The sequence below is a fragment of the Pedobacter sp. AC212 genome (assembly GCF_979258625.1).
Genome location: NZ_OZ409870.1, coordinates 4,193,385 through 4,209,557, shown reverse-complemented (window position 1 = coordinate 4,209,557; position 16,173 = coordinate 4,193,385). Strand labels below are relative to the sequence as shown.

The 16,173-nt window shown below is 36.8% G+C and carries 17 protein-coding genes; 14 read left to right on the top strand and 3 right to left on the bottom strand.

Annotated features, from left to right (window positions below):
• Positions 1-4: 4 nt before the first annotated feature.
• From hisC to hisG, 3 genes are all read right to left on the bottom strand, one after another.
• Complete coding sequence (hisC, locus tag ACZZZC_RS17925; protein ID WP_463487805.1) at positions 5-1,045, bottom strand: histidinol-phosphate transaminase; 1,041 nt, start codon at positions 1,043-1,045, stop codon at positions 5-7.
• Positions 1,046-1,251: 206 nt separating this feature from the next.
• Positions 1,252-2,538 (bottom strand): histidinol dehydrogenase, encoded by a 1,287-nt coding sequence (hisD, locus tag ACZZZC_RS17920; RefSeq protein ID WP_463487804.1) that lies wholly within the window; start codon positions 2,536-2,538, stop codon positions 1,252-1,254.
• Positions 2,539-2,597: 59 nt separating this feature from the next.
• Positions 2,598-3,449 carry an ATP phosphoribosyltransferase gene (hisG, locus tag ACZZZC_RS17915; protein WP_463487803.1) on the bottom strand — a complete coding sequence of 284 codons (852 nt, stop codon included), beginning with the start codon at positions 3,447-3,449 and terminating at the stop codon, positions 2,598-2,600.
• Positions 3,450-3,728: 279 nt separating this feature from the next.
• Between hisG and ACZZZC_RS17910 the strand changes: the two genes are divergently transcribed.
• From ACZZZC_RS17910 to ACZZZC_RS17845, 14 genes are all read left to right on the top strand, one after another.
• Positions 3,729-5,294 carry a L,D-transpeptidase family protein gene (locus ACZZZC_RS17910; RefSeq protein WP_463487802.1) on the top strand — a complete coding sequence of 522 codons (1,566 nt, stop codon included), beginning with the start codon at positions 3,729-3,731 and terminating at the stop codon, positions 5,292-5,294.
• Between the two features lie 283 nt (positions 5,295-5,577).
• Positions 5,578-6,153: a TerD family protein gene (locus ACZZZC_RS17905; RefSeq protein WP_463483402.1), complete on the top strand. Its 576-nt coding sequence runs from the start codon at positions 5,578-5,580 to the stop codon at positions 6,151-6,153.
• A gap of 16 nt (positions 6,154-6,169) precedes the next feature.
• Complete coding sequence (locus tag ACZZZC_RS17900; protein ID WP_463487801.1) at positions 6,170-6,835, top strand: TerD family protein; 666 nt, start codon at positions 6,170-6,172, stop codon at positions 6,833-6,835.
• 57 nt (positions 6,836-6,892) lie between these two features.
• A complete protein-coding gene (locus ACZZZC_RS17895; protein ID WP_463483400.1) occupies positions 6,893-7,444 on the top strand; it encodes a TerD family protein in 552 nt (183 codons plus the stop codon).
• Between the two features lie 14 nt (positions 7,445-7,458).
• Positions 7,459-8,118 (top strand): TerD family protein, encoded by a 660-nt coding sequence (locus tag ACZZZC_RS17890; RefSeq protein WP_463483399.1) that lies wholly within the window; start codon positions 7,459-7,461, stop codon positions 8,116-8,118.
• Positions 8,118-8,549, top strand: coding sequence for a hypothetical protein (locus ACZZZC_RS17885; protein WP_463487800.1), 432 nt, complete (start codon positions 8,118-8,120; stop codon positions 8,547-8,549). The genes ACZZZC_RS17890 and ACZZZC_RS17885 overlap by 1 nt, the downstream gene beginning before the upstream one ends.
• A 6-nt stretch (positions 8,550-8,555) precedes the next feature.
• Positions 8,556-9,194 (top strand): vWA domain-containing protein, encoded by a 639-nt coding sequence (locus tag ACZZZC_RS17880; protein ID WP_463483397.1) that lies wholly within the window; start codon positions 8,556-8,558, stop codon positions 9,192-9,194.
• Positions 9,195-9,203: 9 nt separating this feature from the next.
• The gene (locus ACZZZC_RS17875) at positions 9,204-9,839 is read left to right on the top strand and encodes a vWA domain-containing protein (RefSeq protein ID WP_463487799.1); all 636 of its coding nucleotides are present in this window, start codon (positions 9,204-9,206) and stop codon (positions 9,837-9,839) included.
• Positions 9,840-10,325 carry a hypothetical protein gene (locus tag ACZZZC_RS17870; RefSeq protein ID WP_463487798.1) on the top strand — a complete coding sequence of 162 codons (486 nt, stop codon included), beginning with the start codon at positions 9,840-9,842 and terminating at the stop codon, positions 10,323-10,325. It abuts the gene before it with no gap.
• Between the two features lie 253 nt (positions 10,326-10,578).
• Positions 10,579-11,631 (top strand): TerY-C metal binding domain-containing protein, encoded by a 1,053-nt coding sequence (locus ACZZZC_RS17865; protein WP_463487797.1) that lies wholly within the window; start codon positions 10,579-10,581, stop codon positions 11,629-11,631.
• A 2-nt stretch (positions 11,632-11,633) separates the two neighbouring features.
• Positions 11,634-13,064, top strand: coding sequence for a PP2C family serine/threonine-protein phosphatase (locus ACZZZC_RS17860; RefSeq protein ID WP_463487796.1), 1,431 nt, complete (start codon positions 11,634-11,636; stop codon positions 13,062-13,064).
• 9 nt (positions 13,065-13,073) lie between these two features.
• Positions 13,074-14,582 (top strand): protein kinase domain-containing protein, encoded by a 1,509-nt coding sequence (locus ACZZZC_RS17855; protein ID WP_463487795.1) that lies wholly within the window; start codon positions 13,074-13,076, stop codon positions 14,580-14,582.
• A 15-nt stretch (positions 14,583-14,597) separates the two neighbouring features.
• A complete protein-coding gene (locus tag ACZZZC_RS17850; protein ID WP_056849598.1) occupies positions 14,598-15,602 on the top strand; it encodes a TerC family protein in 1,005 nt (334 codons plus the stop codon).
• 108 nt (positions 15,603-15,710) lie between these two features.
• A complete protein-coding gene (locus ACZZZC_RS17845) occupies positions 15,711-16,115 on the top strand; it encodes a hypothetical protein (protein ID WP_463487794.1) in 405 nt (134 codons plus the stop codon).
• Positions 16,116-16,173 lie beyond the last annotated feature (58 nt).

Below are 16,173 nucleotides of genomic sequence, written 5' to 3'. Positions count from 1 at the left end.
CTTTTTATTTCGTTTTCAAAATGGATAATAGTTTATCATTTTCTTCTCTTGTTCCAACGGTAATTCGTAAACAACCTTCGCACAAAGTTACTTTCGAACGGTCGCGAACGATGATGCCTTCATCAACCAAACTATCATAAATTTCAGTTGCGTCCGTCACTTCAACTAGTATAAAATTTGCATCAGATGGATAGACTTTTTTAACAATATCTAACGTATTCAAATCAGAGGAAATTCGGTCTCTTTCGGCGACAGATTCTTTGATCCAATCGTTAACTTGCGCAATATTTTTTAACGCCTCAAAAGCTAAATCTTGTGTGGCCTGATTGATGTTGTAAGGAGGCTTAATTTTGTTCAAAACATCAATCACTTTTCGCGATGAAAACGCCATTCCCAAACGCAAAGCTGCAAGCCCCCAAGCCTTCGAGAAAGTTTGTAAAACTACCAGATTTGCATACTCGGTTAGCTCTTGAATAAAGGTCTTTTGTCGAGCATAATTTATGTAGGCTTCATCAACCACAACGATGCCTTTAAAGTTGGCTAAAATTGTTTCAATATCCTCGCGGTTTATCGAATTTCCTGTCGGATTATTTGGCGAACAAATGAAGATTAATTTCGTGTTTTTATCAATCGTTTCTGCAATCTTTTCCATGTCTAATTGGAAATTTGGCAGCAAGCTGACTTTGCGAATTTCTACATCATTTATATTTGCCGAAACTTCATACATGCCATACGTTGGTGGAAGAACGATTACGTTGTCTTTTCCTGGGTTACAAAACGCTCGGAAAAGCAAATCTATCGCTTCATCACTTCCATTGCCTAAGAAGGTATTATCAATAGGCACGCCTTTTATCTTACTAATGGCATCTTTTAAATCCAATTGTAGTGGATCTGGGTAGCGATTATAATTTGCGGGTAGGGGAGAACCATAGCTATTCTCATTGGCATCCAAAAATACGGATGCTTGTCCTTTAAACTCATCTCTGGCAGTAGAATATGGTTTAAGGTTTTTTATATTTTCTCTTACTAATTCGTTAATGTCCATGTTATTTCTGTGTGATAGTAAAGGAACAAGGAGTAAAGATGAATGACTTGGTGTGTAAGCCTTAGTTCTACTTTTGCTTTAAATCTTTGTTTTTTAATCCTTGTTATTTAATCTTATTGTGTGTGATAGATAAAGGAACCATCAGCAAAAATGAGTGACTTTGTGTTTAAGCCTTAGTTCTACTTTTTGCTTTAAATCTTTGTTTTTTAATCCTTGTTCTTTAATCTTATTGTAATCGCATTCTTATGTGCCTGCAAGCCTTCGGCAGCTGCAAGTGTTTCAACAGTATTTCCAATGTTCTCTAATCCATTTACCGACAAATGCTGAAAAGTTATCTTTTTAAGAAAAGCATCAGTTGACACACCCGAATAAGCTTTAGCAAAGCCACTTGTAGGTAAAGTATGATTTGTTCCTGATGCATAATCACCAGCACTTTCTGGAGTAAAGTTTCCTAAAAATACCGAACCAGCATTGATTATCAATGGAATAAGGTTCTCAAAATTGCTTGTAGCCAAAATCAAGTGTTCCGGCGCATATTCGTTAGAAAATTCCATTGCAGCATCTAAATGATCGACTAAAACAACGTAAGAATTTTCAATAGCTTTCGCTGCAATATCCTTTCTAGGTAAATCAGATAACTGTTTTTGAAGTTCTTGAAGAGTATCATCTATGAACTCACTTGAGGTAGAAACCAAAATTGATTGACTATCAACTCCGTGTTCTGCTTGAGCTAGCAAGTCAGCGGCAACAAATGACGGATTGGCAGTATCATCAGCAATCACTAAAACCTCTGATGGGCCTGCGGGCATGTCTATTGCAACCTTATTTTGAACCATCGTTTTTGCTGTTGTAACATAGCGGTTTCCTGGACCAAAGATCTTATAAACTTGGGGCACAGTTTCCGTTCCGAAAGCCATTGCGGCAATAGCTTGAGCACCGCCAATGAGATAGATTTTCTCGATACCTAGAAGCACAGCACAATAGGCGAGGTAACAATTAGTTTTGCCGTCGCTTTGTGGGGGTGAGCACACTATGATCTCTTTACTGCCAGCAATTATTGCAGGTGTAGCCAACATCAAGAAAGTGCTTGGTAAAACAGCAGTGCCGCCTGGAATGTACAGGCCTACCTTTTCAATCGCCCTGGATTCTCGCCAGCAAATCACACCAGGCATGGTTTCAATTCTATCTTCAGTTTTTAGTTGAGATTGATGAAAAGTTTTGATGTTATGATAAGCTGTTTCAATTGCTTGTTTCGCATCCGCAGGAATGGTTGATGCAATGACTTTCAATTCTTCTGCATCTAAATAAAGCTTTTCTAATTCTACTTTATCAAATGCTTTGGCGAAATTAAAGAGTGCTTTATCGCCATCACTTTTAACTGTTTTAATGATATCTGCAACGCGTTCTTCAACCAATTTATCGTCTTCAATTTGTCTCGAACACAATTCCTTGATCTTTGATGTAGATAAATCTTTATAATTGTAGACTTTCAAGGTGTTATGATTTTAAATTAACTAATAGTTAATAGGTATTTAGAGGTTTTTGTGCTATTTTAAGTGATAATTTTTTCAATTGGCATCACTAAAATTCCCTCCGCTCCAGCAACTTTTAGGCTATTGATTTTGTCCCAGAAATCTTCTTCCGCAATTACAGAATGAACAGCAACCCAGTTGGGTTCGAACAAGGGAACTATTGTCGGGCTTTTAACACCTGGCAATAAATCGACAACTTTTTGCAGGTTGTCTTTCGATACATTAAGCACCACATATTTGTTAGATTTTGCGCTTAAAACCGAACGGATTCTTTGCAGCAATTCTGCAACTTCTGGGTTATCTAAAATCGATTTATTTCCAATTAAAATTGCCTCGGATTGCATCACATCTGCGAATGGTTTTAGTCCATTACTTTTAAGCGTTCCGCCAGTAGAAACGATGTCAAAAATGGCATCGCTCAAGCCTAAACCCGGGCCAATTTCTACCGAACCAGAAATGGTTCTGATATCAGATTTTATTCCTTTTTCTGTTAAGAATTTTTCAAGAATTACCGGGTAAGAAGTAGCGATGGCTTTGCCATTTAAATCATCCAAATTTTGAATTTGGCTACCAGTTTGAACTGCAATTTTTAGGGTGCATTTTCCAAAGCCAAGCTTTTGTAAATACTCAACTTTAGCCTGAGTTTCAGTGATCACATTTTCGCCAACAATACCTAAATCGGCAATGCCATCCTGAACGTATTCTGGAATATCATCATCGCGGAGAAAAAGAATTTCCAATGGAAAATTTTGAACAGTCGATATTAATGAACTCTTGTAGTTTTCGAAAGAAAGACCACAATTTTTTAATATTTCTACGGATTTTTCGTTTAACCTACCCGATTTTTGGATAGCAATTTTTAGTGTTTTCAAAGTATTGAATATAGAATGAACAAGAAATAATTTTACGGAAAAAAAGTTTTGAAGTACAAAACAAACATATCATATCGCCTATCGGCGATGGTGTAAATGTAAGTGATGGTTCAAAGTTAAATTCATATATTTATTTCTGCCAGTATCAATACTTTAGCTGATATGCATTGGCAAATATAACGTTTGCATCGGTAAATCAAAAAATAATGGCACTTAATTTGCCTCATTTGCATTTTTATAATTGCTGTTGCTCACTTATTACACTAAAAACTCGACGCTTTGAAAAACTTTCGCTTTCTTTTTATCCCTATAATTATTTGTATTGCTGCCTGTGGATGGTTTAAACAGCCACCAGCGATTGGCAAAGTGCTATCGGAACATTTTAAAAATAAGATTTATAAAGATTTTGATACTGTTGCTTTCGATAGCGTGTTTGTTTCCACTATGAATAGTTTATCAGAATCATTTGTAAACCCTAAAACTATTAAAGCTTATTATACTTCCACGACTAATGAGCCAAAATTGGTGACAAAATTCTACATCGATGGGGAATTAGATTCACTAGTTGCGTATTTAGAAAATAGTAAAGTGCATGGGTTTAATCCGAAAATATTTAAAACTGAAGAAATAAAAGGTTTACTAGCTGAGTTAGCGGCAAACAAATTTAAAAATGTTGAGGAAACTTATCCGGTAATTGCAAAGCTGGAATTATTATCCGCTAATGCCTACCTTAATTACAATAATTATTTAAAATACGGTGTTGTAAACCCTCGCAATATCTTCTCCAGATATTATATTAAAGTAAAGCGGCCAGATAGTTTGGGGATGACAAAGCTCCTGGCTTCTGAAAGTTTAATTGATACCTTACGTATAGTTCAGCCGAAATCAGCTCAATATAAAGCTTTACAAGAGGCATACTTAAAGGCCGATGCATTGGATGAAAAACGTATTTTGCTCTTAAATATGGAGCGTTTTCGTTGGAAAATGCCTGAGACCGGCGACAATTATGTCCAAGTAAACATTCCTGATTTTAAACTTACCTGGTTTGATAAGCAAGATACGGTAATATCGATGAAAGTTTGTGTGGGTGGTAAACGCGAAAGTGGTTACGACGATAAGTTGAAGGCATTTGTCAAATCTGGAAATTTAGATGATAAGCCTAAAAACCATGAAACCCCATTGTTGTTTAGTAAAATTAATTCTATACAGGCCAACCCGGTTTGGAATATTCCCGTTAGTATTGCGCAAAGCGAAATTTATTGGATGGCCAGAAAGGATCCCTACTATCTATCAAACAGCAACATTAACGTTTATTATAAAGATAAACTTATCGGAGAGCCGGATACGATAAACTGGAGCAGGTACTCACGCGATAAACTTCCTTTTAAGTTTAAGCAAGGTTCAGGCGGTGGTAATGCTTTAGGGAAATTTAAGTTTATATTCGATAATAGCTCCAGCATCTATCTTCACGATACAAATAACAAGAACGGTTTTAACCTAACAAATAGAGCAATTAGCCATGGTTGCGTTCGTGTAGAAAAGCCACTTGAGTTTGCCGAAAAATTGGTTGGCGATGGTTACACCTATGATAAACTTAGGGCAGAGGTAGATTTGCCACCGGTTGACAGTACGCATAACAAATGGTACAAAAAGCGCATGGCAGCGAAAGCCGATACCACGAAAGCATTTAAACTTAAACCAGCTTGGTTTGGTCCAAAAAAACCAGTACCATTAATTATTACTTATTTCACAGCCTGGGCTCAGAACAATAAAATAGAATATCGCCCTGATGTTTATCAAATGGACGAAAAGCTTTGGGTAGCCATGAAAAAGTATGGATTGTAGCCCAAAATTTACAACATTTTTGAGTAGGAAATTTGCAATTAAAATCCAAAATAATATATTTGTTAGGAAACATTTAAACAGATAAACCCAGTTACAGGATGTAAAAATTAGCGCTCAACCCTTGTCGCTGTAACCAATTCTATCCCTATTTATTTTATTACGATTGTTTGCGTCGGCTTTAATCCGATTCGATCTTTTCAGCGTCTCGCTGCATTTTTATGTAGCTGAGTTTCGCGTACATCTCATTTTTTACAACATAAAACATCAAAAACTAAATTTAACAATGGCTATTAATTTACAAAAAGGACAAAAAATTGATATCGGATTATCTAAAATTACTGTTGGTTTAGGCTGGGATCCAAATGAAGGTACTGGCTATGATTTCGATTTGGATGCTTCGGCTTTTATGATTGATGGAAACAGACTAATTCCTGTGGAGGAGTACTTCATTTTCTATGGCAATACAGATTCACCTGATCATGCCTTACACCATACAGGCGATGATCCGACAGGAGGAAATAGCGCTACAGGCGATGATGAAAGTATTCAGGTTGATTTGTCGAAGGTTGATACCAATATCCAGGAGATTCTTTTTGTAGTAACCATCCATGATGCCATTACGCGGAAACAAAATTATGGGCAAGTTAGAAATTCATATATCCGAATAGTTGATGATAGCACCGGTGAAGAAGTGGCAAAATATGAGTTGGGCGAAGATTTTTCTATTGAAACTGGTGTAGAATTTGGCAGACTTTATAAACGTGAAGGTAAATGGAAATTCGAAGCTTCAGGAATCGGGTATCGTGAAGATTTATCTTTCTTTTTATCAAAATATTTCAAAGGTCAAATTATAAAATAAATTAACAACGCTCTGTATGGCTATTAACTTAGTAAAAGGTCAAACTATTGATCTCCGAAAAAATGATAAAGGGGAATCTTTCGATTTATCAAAAGTGACGATGGGCTTGGGGTGGGATGTCCGACAAAAAAACACAGGCTTTTTAGGGAAACTTTTTGGTCCTAAGGAGGAAGAGTTCGATTTAGACGCCATTGCTTTTCTGCTCGATGGAAACGATAAGATCATGAATTTGGGCAGAACCGTTAACCAAAACGGCCGTCAGGTTGGTCTTTTCGAAGGAGATGTTATTTTCTTTAACTCCATGAGACATCCATCGGGTAATATTTGGCTAACTGGTGATAACAGAACAGGAGCGGGCGATGGCGATGATGAACAGATTATTGTTAAACTAGATGCCTTGAATCCCATTTATCAAAAGATTGTTTTTGTGGTTTCGATTTATCAAGGGAGGCAGAACAACCAACATTTTAGCATGGTTGAAAATGCCTTTATCAGAGCGGTTGATGCAAAAGGGAAAGAAATTACGAGATACAGCCTTTCTGGCGATGCTTCGTTAAATGGTATGTGTACAATGGTTTTTGCTGAGGCCTATCGTAAAGATGATGGCTGGAAATTCCGAGCCATTGGAGAGCCTCATCCAACAGATAGCTTTTTGGAAGTTTTAAAAAAATACGCGAACTAAATAGATTTTATAACACAAATTCAGCAAAGATAACTTCAAGCTAAAATACAACCAAATATGGCAATTAACCTGCAAAAGGGGCAAAGAGAATCAATTAGTGCTCCACAATTTACAGTCGGATTAGGCTGGGATACCAATAGTTCATCAACTGGTACTAGCTTCGATTTAGATACTTCGATTTTCGTATTAGGTGAAAATAAGAGATTATTATCCGATGCGCATTTCGTATTCTACAATAATTTGAAAACGCCAGATGGGGCGGTTGAACACACTGGTGATAATTTAACTGGTGATGGCGATGGTGATGATGAACAAATAAAAGTCGACCTCTCAAAAATTGCAGCAACTGCTGCTGAAATCTGTATCGTGGTAACCATTCACGATGCTGAAAACAGGCGACAAAATTTTGGGCAAATCAGAAATTCTTATATCCGAATATTCGATGGTACCAAAACCGAGATACTTAAATATGAGTTGGAAGAAGATTTTTCAATTGAAACAGCGGTAGAATTTGGAAGGATTTATAAACGAAATAACGAATGGAAATTTGAGGCCGTAGGTGCCGGGATGAAAGATGGGCTTGAATTTTTCTTGAATAAGTATAACTAAAACTAAACTAAAGGATGGCTATTAATTTATCAAAAGGGCAGAAAATTGATTTACGTAAAGAAACCGGTGCGAAACTCACCAGTTTTTGTGTAGGCGTTAACTGGGGAGCAATAGAAACAAAAGGATTTCTCGGCTTATCTACCAATAAACAAAGCGTAGATTTAGATTTAAGTTGCATTCTAATCGATGAAAACAACAATTTGTGTGATCATATCTACTCGCCGCTGTACAATATTGATTTTTTACAGCAATTTGGTTTGCCAAAAGGGAAATTGGTTTCGTTGGATGGTGCTTTGAGGCATACTGGCGATGACTTGCAAGGAGATTCTGGTGGCGATGATGGATTGGATAATGAGATTATCACAGTCGATTTAGCTAAAATTGACCCAAAAGTTTCTAAAATATTTTTCTTTTTGAATAATGTTGGGAAAGAGGATTTCTCTCAAATTCCATATTCAAAAATTAGAATGTATGAAGGTACACCGACACAGGTGAAAGAAGTTTTTGCGTCTTACAACGTTTCTGCCGAACAAAGTTATGCAGGTAAAAAAGCGCTGATTTTGGGCAAATTGTACAAACGTAATGATGAATGGAAATTCGACGCCATTGGCGATCCAACACCTGATACATTTTTAGGGCAAACCATCCATTTAATTATTAAATCTTATTTGTAATGAACATTAAAAATATAGAAGGCTTATCTGGCGATCAAATTAGAAGTTTGGTAGCACAGGGCGGAAAATTTGTAATGTATAAATATTGCATCTCAGTAGTGGTGATGACATTCAATAATCCATCTGATTTCCATTTTATCCATCCCGGTAAAAGTAGGGTGGTACCTGGTTTGGGGCATTTGTTTACCAACTTTTTCTTAGGATGGTGGGGAATTCCATGGGGTCCGGTTTATACTATACAAAATATTTATACTATTTTAAGTGGAGGCAAAGATTATACTGCCGAAATTATTTCGCATATAAATCAAAACGATCCTACTTATGGTACAGGAACTGGTTACAATATTCCTGGACAAAATAATAATGGTAGCACTTACAATGTGCCAAATAATAACAACGAAACCGCCAACACTTACAATATTCCTCAATAATTTTATATGAGAAGATTACCCGTTTACCTGCTGCTAGATACATCAGGTTCGATGAGTGGAGAGCCTATAGAAGCCGTTAAAAATGGAGTTCAGGTGATGATTAGTTCCTTAAGACAAAATCCTCAAGCCATTGAAACCGCTTTTTTAAGTGTGATCACCTTTGATAGTGTTGCGCAACAAATCATTCCGCTCACCGATTTGGCATCTTTCCAAATGGTCGATTTAAAAGCTACTGGAGTTACGGCTTTAGGCGAAGCTTTACGATTGGTTTCCAACAGAATTGAAAATGAAGTAGCCAAAACTACAACCGAACAAAAAGGAGATTGGAAGCCATTAGTTTTTATCATGACCGATGGCGTACCAACCGATGATTGGTTGCCCGGTTTGGCTGAATTTAAGAAGCAAAAAGTCGCTTTCACTGTTGCCTGTGCAGCAGGATCAGGGGCAGATACCGCTGTGCTTAAACAAATTACAGATAATGTTGTAAGTTTAGATACAGCAGATTCTGCGAGTATTGGCAAGTTCTTTCAATGGGTAACGGCTTCAATTGGTGTAACTTCTACAAAAGTTGAAGATGCAGGGAAGGAAATTAGTTTGCTGAAAGAACTTCCTCCGCCACCATCTGAGTTGAATATCGTTGTTTAACAGAAAATTATGAGAAGACTACCTGTTTACTTTCTAATTGATACTTCAGGATCCATGTATGGAGAGCCGATACAGGCTTTGAACAACGCCTTAAGTGGGATGATTAATACTTTGAGGACCGATGCACAGGCACTGGATTCGCTTTGGATTTCGATGATCACTTTCGATCGTGAGGTGAAAGAAATCGTTTCTTTAACCGAATTAGCATCTTTTCAGCTTCCTGAAATTACTTGTCCGCAAAGTGGCCCAACCCATACAGGCCAGGCTTTGGATATGTTATATGAGAAAGTTCAAAATGATCTGATCAAAGGGAATGCTACGCAAAAGGGAGATTGGAAGCCGCTTTTATTTCTCTTCACTGATGGAAAACCTAGCGATTTGCAGTTGTATCGTGAAATGGTGCCAAAAATAAAATCATTAAACTTCGGCGCAATTGTTGGCTGTGCTGCCGGACATTCTGCAAATGATGCACTTCTAAAAGAACTCACACCTGATGTTGTTCATTTGGATACTGCCGACAGTTCTACACTGAAGCAGTTTTTTAAATGGGTTTCAGAAACCATCGAACAAGGTAACAAAAGCCAGGGAACGGGAGAAAGTGTAGCACTACCGCCCCCACCAAGCGAAATAACAATGGTAATCTAAATGGACGTACTTGGCATAATCAGTTTAGCAATTACCATCATTGGTTTTATTGTTAAAATATCCTCTGGTGGAGAAGACCACAATGTTCCTGCGCAATACAGCTACAACGAACCGCTTGATCCTTTTCAAGATGGGACTTTAGATGGAATAGTAAATTGCTACGAAACTTTTAGCGTTGATAAATTAAATCTGCATCACATTGAACGTACTTTGAGAAATAGTCATCATGCGAAATTTAGTTTATTGGCTACCCGTTTGGCGGGCAACTGTTTGTACTTAAGCGTCGGATTTGTAGATGTTTTTGATCGCAAAACCAAAACCGGAGAAATGAAGGAAGTTCATAATGATGTGGTTACTTACTTTTCCATCAACCATTTAGGAGATAGCAAAAATATACTCATTTATGGCTGTTCCAGCTATAACGAACGTGTAAAGGATAGCTACAAAATCATTGCTGGAGAAATTCGGAAATCCATTTTTGTATGATTTTAGCCTTCAGGATTTTTCTAAATGTATTAATAGTTGGCCTGTTTTTATATTCAAAATTGTTACCCCATAAGGATAAGCTAAATACCAGATATAAAAGTGCATTTAATTTTTTTCAAGGTATTTTTTCAGCCTGTTCTTAATTTTCTAAAAACTTTAATAAAACCATTTCAAGTAGGGCAAGGCTTGGCGGTTGATATGACTCAGATTGTATTACTGATTATACTTTTGCTATTAAACAACTATTTTTAATATGAGAAGATTACCCATTTATTTTTTAATAGATATTTCCGAATCGATGGTTGGAGACCAAATCCAGCAGGTTGAAGAAGGTATGGCGACTATCATAAAAGCTATAAAAACTGATCCTTATGCCATTGAAACCGTATGGATCTCGATTATTGTTTTCGCAGGCCAGGCAAAAACGTTAGTGCCATTGCAGGAGGTGGTGAGTTTTTACCCACCAAAATTTCCAATTGGTGGGGGCACTTCATTAAGTAAGGGCCTAGGGCATTTAATGTACCAGATGCGAAAAGATATTGTAAAAACCACCATGGAACAAAAGGGGGATTGGAAACCTATCGTATTTTTGTTTACCGATGGTGTACCCACTGATGATACTAAAACAGCAATTTCTGAGTGGAAGCAAAACTGGCAACGTACTGCAAATATGGTGGCTATTTCTTTTGGCGATAGTACGGACACCCGAGTGCTATCCGAACTAACAGAAAATGTACTACATTTTAAAAATGCCACTGGCGAAGATTACAACAAGTTTTTCAAATGGGTAACAGATTCCATTAAAACGAGTAGTATCAGTGTAGAAAATAATAAATCGGGCTTTGAACTGGCTAAGATGGATGGTGATACCCTTTCAAAAATCGATATTTCAAAAGCACCAGCAAATACGCAATATATCGATAACAATTATGTAGTGTTATCGGCCAAATGCCAAAATACCAAACGTCCTTACTTAATGAAATACCGAAAGGTAATGAATGAATCGGGATTTGAAGGTCTGAATTTACAAACACAAGCTTATCGGTTGGTGGGCGGCTTTCAAGTAGATAATTCTTACTATGAGTACTGCGATGAAAGTGCCGTACAGCAGAAAGTGAATAGCGAAGAGTTGATTGGAGCACCCGCTTGTCCATGTTGTGGCAATCAGTTTGGATTGGCAGTTTGTGTATGCCAAAAAATACATTGTATCGGCAACGAACCCATGAGTACTTGCCCTTGGTGTGGTAATTTTGGTAGTTATGGATATGGAGAAGGTGGCTTTGATGTAGGAAGAGCACAGGGTTAATCATGCTCGAAACTAAACAATACATACAAAATCTGCTCAAGAGCAAAAACATTGAGGTTTCAGCCGCAAGGCAGCATATTTTTGAAAAATATGTTAACGAAACATTTAATATTGATGCCGTAAAATTGATTAAAAAAAAGCAACAAATTATGGTAGATAAATGGATTTTGAAAAACAAAATCGAAGATATTTTAGCCAAGCAAATTGTCATTCCAAATGCAACCGTTGGGAAACCCTATTATGCAAACCTACAGTTTGAAAAGTTAGGTTTCAGTGATATCACAAATGTTGAATTTGAGGGATTGGAGCAATATGGTTTAACTTTCAACCCAACTTTAAATGTAATTGAAGGCGACCCGAGCTTAAGTGGCGATTTCAAAATTAAAATGAAGTTTAATGTTTTAGGGGAAGATTTAGATACCGAGGCACATGAAAAAATGCTTTCTTTAGTTGTGAATGCCAATCCAAAATCTTTATGGAAAAATATTGCCAGTAATGAGGGCAAAGATGAAGATTGGAAAGTTGCTAATTATTGGAAAGAGGATAATACAAATGATTTTCAGCCGATAGGCGATAAACATATTGTTGTGGCTTCAAAACGTGGAAGAAGCCATGCCAACGTGGGTTCATTTAGAGATGATGATTATGCTTTCAAGAACTTTGACGAAAACGGCTGGAGTATAGTTTGTGTTGCTGATGGTGCTGGAAGTGCAAAATTAGCTCGCCAAGGATCGAAAATTGCCTGTGACGCTGTAATCGAATATTTTTCCGATCATTTAAATGAAGAGAAACTTAGGGGTTTTGATCAGATTCTTTTCGATTATCATCATAAAATAGGAGAGGATGCACAAAAAAAGATTAGCCATTTCGTTTATAATAACCTATCAAAGGCAGCTCAATTCGCCCATTATAAAATAGAAGAGTTCGCTACAAAAACAGAAAGGCCGTTAAAAGATTTTCACAGTACCTTGATTTTTGCACTTTTTAAAAAATACGATTTCGGTTATGCCATATTAACATTTGGCGTAGGCGATTGTCCGATAGGTTTATTGAACAAAGATTTAACCGACCTCAAGTTAATGAATTGGCTCGATGTTGGCGAATTTGGTGGAGGAACAAGATTTATCACCATGCCGGAAATTTTTACGAGTGAAAAATTTTCTACTCGTTTTGGCTTTACATTAATCGAAGATTTCTCTTATCTTATGCTCATGACCGATGGAATTTATGATGCAAAATTTGTTGTGGAAGCCAATCTGGAAAAGCTAGAAAATTGGAAAACATTTGTAGAAGATTTGAAGGGCAACAATGAAGATGGTGCGGGAGTCAATTTCCAGTCTGATAATGAAAAAATTGCTGATCAGCTATCTGCATGGATGGATTTTTGGAGTCCCGGTAATCACGATGATCGAACTTTAGCTGTTATTTTTTAGAGAGAAACTATGTCTACAATTACCGTTAAATCTTCCCTTACAGGCAAATCTTATCAATATGTAGATAATGGCGATCCGAAAAGTGGAACTGCAAAGAATGTTTATTTTAGCCCGGATAGAAAGTACGTTGTTGCGATTTTTAAAGAGAAACAAGATTTCAATCAAAAAGAAAGGCTGACCAAAATAGTTACTAAATACCTCAATCAGATAGAAACCAAAGAGGCTGGAAAGTATTATTTAGAAGAAATTTATCGTTGGCCAACTGATATCATCGAAACTCATGATCGCATTGGAATTATTGTTCCGATTTACAATTCTAAATTTTTCTTTTCCAAAGGTTATACCTCAAGCGATTTAATTAAAGGGGAAGAAAAAATTGGAAAATGGTTTGCCGCAGCCAAGTTTAGAAATAGGCAGTTCCCCTTAAGTTTAGATCAAAATGAATTAGGCCGATGGCTTAACTATTTTCAAATTGGCGTTAATTTATCCCGTGGGGTAAAAAAAATGCACCAAATGGGACTTTCTCACTCCGATTTATCATACAACAACGTATTAATAGATCCTTCAACGGGTTCTGCCTGTATGATTGATTTAGATGGTTTAGTTGTTCCTGGCATATTCCAAGCCGAAGTAATTGGAACTGCAGATTTCATCGCTCCGGAAGTTTTGGCTACTAAACATCTGGAAAAAAACGATCCCGCCAGGAAATTACCAAACCGGTTAACAGACTTACACGCTTTAGCTTGTTTAATTTATATGTATTTGCTGCATCGGCATCCCTTAAAAGGCGGCAAGGTTCATGATCTGGACACCGAAAAGGACGATTTGTTGAGTATGGGAGAGAAGGCATTGTTTGTAGAACATCCAACAGATTCATCAAATCGTCCAAAAATGAATCAGGTTTCCAAATGGGATACTTATTGGGCTGACGTAAATAAAATACCTTATACCATTACCGGGCCATACTTAAAAGCACTTTTTGATAAGGCTTTTATTGATGGTTTGCACAATCCTATGCAGCGCCCAACTGCAGAGGAGTGGGAAATCGCTTTGCTTAAAACTACAGATTTAATGCAGCAATGCAGCAATATTTATTGCGATCAGAAATGGTATGTTTTCGACAATACCTCTATCCCAAAATGTCCGTTTTGCGGTACCAGCCATAAAGGAACTTTGCCCATATTGGATTTATATTATCAATTTCAGCCCTCAGTTTGGAAACCTGAAAACCACAGATTGATGGTGTACAATAATCAATACTTGTTTCAGTGGCATGTAAACAGAAATGTGGTTCGAAATGAAAAACTAACAGACGAACAAAAAATACCAGTGGGTTATTTTACTTTTCACGAAGGAAAATGGGTGTTAGTTAACCAAAAACTCACATCTTTGGTAGATAAAACTGAAGAAAAGGAAATTCCTATCGGTTCGATGGTCGAACTAACAAATGGAAAGAAGCTTTTACTATCTAAAGAGGATGGTGGAAGGGTAATTTTAATAACGCTTGCAAACAAATAAACCAAAATAACTATAATGAATAATAACATGTTTGATCACCCACTTTTAATTGCAGGCTTTGCAGTAGTGGTTGTTATAATGCTGATCATTGACTTAGGTCTCTTCAACAAAAAAAGCCACACCATATCCAATAAAGAAGCCATCACTTGGTCAATCGTTTGGATTTCTCTTTCAATGATTTTTAGTGGTGCTGTTTATTATGAGTTGGGTTTTGATAAATTCACCCAGTTTCAATCAGCTTACTGGATAGAGAAAGCACTTTCTGTAGATAACCTTTTCGTTTTTATTCTGGTTTTCAAGTTTTTTGATGTTGCCAATGAAAACAAGCACAAAGTGCTATTTTGGGGAATTATTGGTGCCTTGGTTTTGAGGGCGATTTTTATTTTTTCTGGCGCCTTTTTCATTGAATTAACCTACTTAAATAAAATTTTGAGTCTGTTTGGTGTGGCTGGATTCAAATACGACATCAATATCATTATGACGCTGTTCGGTTTATTCCTGGTGTATGCCGGAATTAAGTCGTGGTCGGCTGATGATGACAACGATGATGAAGACTATAATAACACCCGCGGAGCAAGATTAGTGAGGAAGTTTTTCAGAGTAAGCGATAAATACGACGGAGACAAGTTTTTTACCATGGAAAATGGGGTGAAATTAGCCACGCCATTATTGGTTGTTGTCGCGGTAATCGAATTTACCGACTTGCTTTTCGCAGTCGATTCTATCCCTGCTATTTTTGCGATTTCTAAAGATCCTTTTATCCTTTATACTTCAAATATTTTTGCCATTTTGGGCTTACGTGCTTTGTTTTTCTTATTGGATAACTTCATTCATTTGTTCAGTAAATTAAAATACGGATTGGCAATTATCCTGTCTTTTATTGGGATCAAGATGATTATTGCTCCATTCTTCCACATCGATTCAGTTTATTCGCTGATTGTTATTGGAGGTGTGTTAATCATATCGGTAATTTTATCGGTCATGTTTCCAGAGAAGGAAGAAGAGGAAAAGGTAGCGTAGAAGCAACTATTGCCGCTATTAAATTAGAGAAACACTAAAGAATAGTTAACTTCGCCAAGTTTTTAATCGACCGGTTTTTACCGGTCGATTACTTTTCGAGAGATTACCATGCAAGATAATATTACCTTTAATCATCAAGCCGACATCGTTAATAGTGCCATTAGATTCATAAACTCATGGTTTAAACAGTCTAAATCGATTACTGAAGAGCTTAACGATTTCTTTATTTTACCTGGTAATAAAGTGATTGGCAAAGGAATTATTGTTAGCCGGCTGAAAGGAATTTTTGGTAAATCTGATGAATATGTTGGTGGTAGATATGATATTATTGATGTTAATTTTGAGTTGTTAGCCGATGGGAAAGGAATGGGTTTTGTAGAAGGTGTGGCCGGTTATAGAGATGTGATTCAGAAACAATCAAAAATTGTAAGCGGTCCGTTTAAGCTGTACTTTGCACTGCATAATGATCAGTGGAAAATCGTAAATATTGAATTTCCGGGGTTTGCGTATTAGAACTAGTTTATTATAATTGAAGTTCGCCTCTTTCCATAATTTTTCTATCTTTGGTTTT

What these genes read in the sequence shown, in the direction of transcription:
- ACZZZC_RS17890 (WP_463483399.1), top strand. Translation starts at nt 7,459, where the DNA reads ATGGCTATTAATTTATCAAAAGGGCAGAAAATTGATTTACGTAAAGAA.
- ACZZZC_RS17870 (WP_463487798.1), top strand. Translation starts at nt 9,840, where the DNA reads ATGGACGTACTTGGCATAATCAGTTTAGCAATTACCATCATTGGTTTT.
- ACZZZC_RS17850 (WP_056849598.1), top strand. Translation starts at nt 14,598, where the DNA reads ATGAATAATAACATGTTTGATCACCCACTTTTAATTGCAGGCTTTGCA.
- ACZZZC_RS17875 (WP_463487799.1), top strand. Translation starts at nt 9,204, where the DNA reads ATGAGAAGACTACCTGTTTACTTTCTAATTGATACTTCAGGATCCATG.
- hisC (WP_463487805.1), bottom strand. Translation starts at nt 1,045, where the DNA reads ATGGACATTAACGAATTAGTAAGAGAAAATATAAAAAACCTTAAACCA.
- ACZZZC_RS17865 (WP_463487797.1), top strand. Translation starts at nt 10,579, where the DNA reads ATGAGAAGATTACCCATTTATTTTTTAATAGATATTTCCGAATCGATG.
- ACZZZC_RS17855 (WP_463487795.1), top strand. Translation starts at nt 13,074, where the DNA reads ATGTCTACAATTACCGTTAAATCTTCCCTTACAGGCAAATCTTATCAA.
- ACZZZC_RS17895 (WP_463483400.1), top strand. Translation starts at nt 6,893, where the DNA reads ATGGCAATTAACCTGCAAAAGGGGCAAAGAGAATCAATTAGTGCTCCA.
- ACZZZC_RS17845 (WP_463487794.1), top strand. Translation starts at nt 15,711, where the DNA reads ATGCAAGATAATATTACCTTTAATCATCAAGCCGACATCGTTAATAGT.
- ACZZZC_RS17900 (WP_463487801.1), top strand. Translation starts at nt 6,170, where the DNA reads ATGGCTATTAACTTAGTAAAAGGTCAAACTATTGATCTCCGAAAAAAT.
- ACZZZC_RS17885 (WP_463487800.1), top strand. Translation starts at nt 8,118, where the DNA reads ATGAACATTAAAAATATAGAAGGCTTATCTGGCGATCAAATTAGAAGT.
- ACZZZC_RS17860 (WP_463487796.1), top strand. Translation starts at nt 11,634, where the DNA reads ATGCTCGAAACTAAACAATACATACAAAATCTGCTCAAGAGCAAAAAC.
- ACZZZC_RS17905 (WP_463483402.1), top strand. Translation starts at nt 5,578, where the DNA reads ATGGCTATTAATTTACAAAAAGGACAAAAAATTGATATCGGATTATCT.
- ACZZZC_RS17880 (WP_463483397.1), top strand. Translation starts at nt 8,556, where the DNA reads ATGAGAAGATTACCCGTTTACCTGCTGCTAGATACATCAGGTTCGATG.